The sequence below is a fragment of the uncultured Ralstonia sp. genome (genome assembly GCA_913056305.1).
Taxonomy (GTDB): domain Bacteria; phylum Pseudomonadota; class Gammaproteobacteria; order Burkholderiales; family Burkholderiaceae; genus Ralstonia.
Genome location: CAJXMR010000325.1, coordinates 1 through 3,648, shown reverse-complemented (window position 1 = coordinate 3,648; position 3,648 = coordinate 1). Strand labels below are relative to the sequence as shown.

Annotated in this window: 5 protein-coding genes; 2 read left to right on the top strand and 3 right to left on the bottom strand. The window is 65.2% G+C overall.

Translation table 11 applies throughout. The features are described from left to right. From QZ609_RS25375 to QZ609_RS25365, 3 genes are all read right to left on the bottom strand, one after another. Positions 1 to 773: collagen-like triple helix repeat-containing protein (locus tag QZ609_RS25375; protein ID WP_295500947.1), on the bottom strand; the 773-nt coding region annotated here is incomplete at its 3' end. Between the two features lie 137 nt (positions 774 to 910). Beyond that, entirely contained in the window at positions 911 to 1,711 is an 801-nt protein-coding gene (locus QZ609_RS25370) for a collagen-like triple helix repeat-containing protein (protein ID WP_295500942.1), read from the bottom strand. Between the two features lie 115 nt (positions 1,712 to 1,826). After that, the gene (locus QZ609_RS25365; RefSeq protein WP_295500938.1) at positions 1,827 to 2,264 is read right to left on the bottom strand and encodes a hypothetical protein; all 438 of its coding nucleotides are present in this window, start codon (positions 2,262 to 2,264) and stop codon (positions 1,827 to 1,829) included. Positions 2,265 to 2,347: 83 nt separating this feature from the next. Here QZ609_RS25365 and QZ609_RS25360 point away from each other — a divergent pair, with 83 nt between their 5' ends. Together QZ609_RS25360 and QZ609_RS25355 are read left to right on the top strand one after the other, a co-directional pair. Beyond that, positions 2,348 to 2,632 (top strand): hypothetical protein, encoded by a 285-nt coding sequence (locus QZ609_RS25360; protein WP_295500934.1) that lies wholly within the window; start codon positions 2,348 to 2,350, stop codon positions 2,630 to 2,632. 772 nt (positions 2,633 to 3,404) lie between these two features. After that, the coding region (locus tag QZ609_RS25355) for a hypothetical protein (RefSeq protein WP_295500931.1) at positions 3,405 to 3,648 on the top strand (244 nt) is incomplete at its 3' end.

Sequence of the window (3,648 nt, the reverse complement as noted above, 5' to 3'; positions counted from 1 at the left end):
TTGCCGCCAGCCGCGCCAACCTGCCCGCCGGCGCTCGCCAGACCGCTGCCGGCCGTGTTCAGCCCGCCGGCCAGCGGGCTGCCCAGCATGGACGCCGCGCCCACCTGCTGGCCGCCCTGCGCGACCTGCGCCGCCAGCGGCACGATCGCATTGCTCAACTGCTGCGTGACCTGCTGCACCGGCCCGCTCGACGTGCCGATCGTGACCAGGCCGCCTGCGCCCTGCAGCACCTGGCCGACCGCCGAGACCGTGCTGCCTGCCGGCGCCGTCACCGGATTCAGCGGCGCCAACGGGCTGCCCGCCGCGCCCAGGTCGGTCACGGTCTGGCCGGCGTTGCCGGCGGTGATGCCCAGGTTGGTCACGATGTTGCCCGAGCTTTGCACGGTGGTGCCGACTGGGTCCGGCGTCGAGCCGATCTTGCCCAACCCGTTGCTGATGCCACCGCCCAGCGCCTGGACAGTGTTGCCGGTCGAGGTGACCGTTGCGCCCAGATCCTTCTGCGCGGCCGTGCCGCCGATGATCGGCACCTGCGCCGTGCCGATCATCGTGCCGAGGTCGCTGACGGTCTTGCCGCTCTGCGTGACGACGTTGCCGCCGTTGCTGGCGACGTTGCCGACCGGCACCGCGCCCGGGTTGCTGTTGGCGTTCGACGCGGATGAGTCGCCGTTCGGGTTGCCGCCCGAGGCGCAGCCGGCCAGTGCGAGTGCGGCAAGCACAGCGGCGGCTACCAGAGTGCGAGAGGAAGAAGCTTGGAGCGAGGTCCGGATGGTCATGGTAAGTCTCCTTGTTAGCGCGGCCCGTACCGCTTGATCTGCTGGCCGTCAGAGGAACGCGCGTCTGGCGTCCAGCAGTGAGCATTCGCCGGTGATGGCACCCGAATGCAAAGAAAGGTTTCCGAGTAGGGAAGTCACTAGTGGTGCGCGCCGGGTGCAGCACCCAACAGCACGCCACCTACCAGGCCGCCGACCGTCGAGCCGATGCTACCCAGCCCGCTGATCGGATTGCCCGTGGTGGCACCGCCGCCGAGACTGCCAACGCCCGGGATGCCCGCCGTCAACGTGCCGACCGCCGTCGTGACCGGTGCCAGCGCACTGCCGAGTGCGCCGGTCAGCGCGGCGCCAGGTGCACTGCCGCCGGACGACGGTGTCACCACCGTGCCAAGCGACGCCGTGAGCGTGCCCAGCGCGCTCACCGTGCCACCCACCGTCGACACCACCGCGTTGCCGTTGCCGGCGCTCGTGATGGCGCTACCGCCGCCGCCGAGCGCACTGCCCAGCGTCGCCAGCATGCCGCTCACCGGCGTACCGAGCCCGGTCGCCGCGCCGATCGTCTGCGTGGTCGACGTGAGCGCGCTGGTGAGCGGCACGATGGCGGTCACGACGGTGGTGCTCACCTGCTCGACCGGACCGGTGAGCGTGGCGACCGGCGTGGTGCTGCCGCTCGCATCGCTGCCGGTGGACGTGCTCTTGCCGCTGTCGCTCGACCACGTCGGCGAGCTCGATGCGGCGAGCGACGACGTCGATTGCGATCCGCCGCCACCGCCGCCGAGCGACACACCCGTGTCGCCGCTGCCCGATGTGGCACACCCCGCAAGCATCACGACCGACGTCGCTGCCAGGATGCATGGCACCCGGCGCGACGCACGTTTCGTCTGCGGGAAAACCCCACGACTCGGTGGGCTCGATTTCAACAAGAACGCTGGCTTGCGCATCTTGTCCCTCCACAACTCAGAACGCTTGTTGGACCCCTGTCTTGCGCTCTCTGCTCTTCGGGTGTGTCGTCGCATCGTGGCGATGTGCCGCTGCTGCGACGACCCCTCCCTGTTGTCACGGACAACGCGCCTGTCCGCACCACGCCGCTCGATCGATTGCCGTGCTGACGTGGTGAGCGGATCGTGAAATGAAACCGCAAGGTGCGGCAATCAGCGATAACCTGACACGCCGATATGCGGTTGCAGCATTTTCGGCCATTGGTGGTGCGTAAAACGGCGTGAAATAAAGCGATAGGCGCGTTGATACCGCAGCAAAACGCGCCTGGAAACAGGCGTAGAGCAATTCTTCTATCGTCGCAAACCCGCCTCGTTTCAAACGCTTCGGTCGCGGTTTTTCGTGATGCCGGGCGCCGCGAATGCCGCAGGCAACCCGCCGTCGCCAATCGGCTTTCACGGACTTCGCCGCGGCCATGCAGATGCGGACGTCATGCTCGCACCGATCGGCAGAGGGTTTCGCATGTGCCATGTCGATGCGCGTGTCGATCGTCGACATCGCGATCGCGTCGCAATGCATGACGCGAGATTCGACACGTCGATGCGAGGGGCGAAGTGCGTGGGCTTGCGTGAGCGTCTTCGATGCGCACGAGCGCGAGCGCAATGCGCCGCGTATCGATCGTCATGCGCGAGCGATGCGTCGACACGCGCGACGAACGCGCGTCGATCGCGCGCGTCTCGCTCGCTTCGCAGTGTTCCTCGCGCGAAATTTGGCATGCGTTGTCGCATCCGCGCATCGTTTTTTCGCGACGCGCGATCGCTCGCACGCGCATCGATGCGCGCATCGGCATCGACATCGATCATCACGCGTCTCGCATGCAGGCCACGCTCGCGCGTGTGATGATGTGTTGCCGTGAACAGGCATGAACACTGGGTTTGCGGGAAGTGGGTGTCGGCGCGAAGCAACGCATTGACACGATGTCACGACGCAAGAAAATGCGCATTCGCGAGGTCGCTCGCTACGCATGCGCGATCCAGATCGCGACGACGCACGGACGCGGCGCAATCCTTCACCAAAACTCGCCGCGCATTTTGCATAAATCTCTTAACATCACCGCGCAAACGAATTATGATTCGCCTTGACAAGACGTTGACTTCGATGCAAGGAAGCTTCGCGCGATCAACGACGATGAACTTCCAGATGCGGTAGTGAAAAGTAGTCGAGGAGCGTAACCACTTTGATGCACGCCACGCCGACAGGGCTGTTCGAACTCGGTGCCGTCTCTGCGATCCCCACGTCGGGATGGGCGTACTACCCTCAAAAGAAAACACGCGCTCTCCAAGATTCCGCTGTCCGCAAAGCCACGCTGCACGCGGCTTTTCGCTCTACACGGCGGCTCGCGCAAGATCAGGTTTCGACCGGTGTGGCAACGATGCCCCGGTCCTCTCAGTTGACGAAGATGCGCTGGATGCAATCTGTCCGGCTGACTGCGGCTGCGCGCAAGTGCCCGGCCGGGTTATGCAACTTGCTGCGTGGGTCCACCGCGCAAGCTGCGGGTCTTCACCCCGAATTCATTAGCGTGCCACCGCAGTTGGGTGGCGCGCCGATGAATCGCTCGCTCGGTTGGTCTGGCGATGCAGTTGCATCGTGGGATCGGGCCGGTCGGGTTGCTCAATCTCGATAGTTCGATACCCAATCTTGAAGGAGTTTCCCATGGCAACTGCTGCTAAGAAGAAACCGGCCGCCAAGGCCCCGGCCAAGAAGGCCGCTGTAAAGAAGGCTCCGGCCGCAAAGAAGGCCGTCGCAAAGAAGGCCGCTCCGGCCGCTAAGAAGGTCGCTGCCAAGAAGGCACCGGCAGCCAAGAAGGCCGCAGTGAAGAAGGTTGCAGCCAAGAAGGCACCGGCAGCCAAGAAGGCCGCAGTGAAGAAGGTTGCAGCCAAGA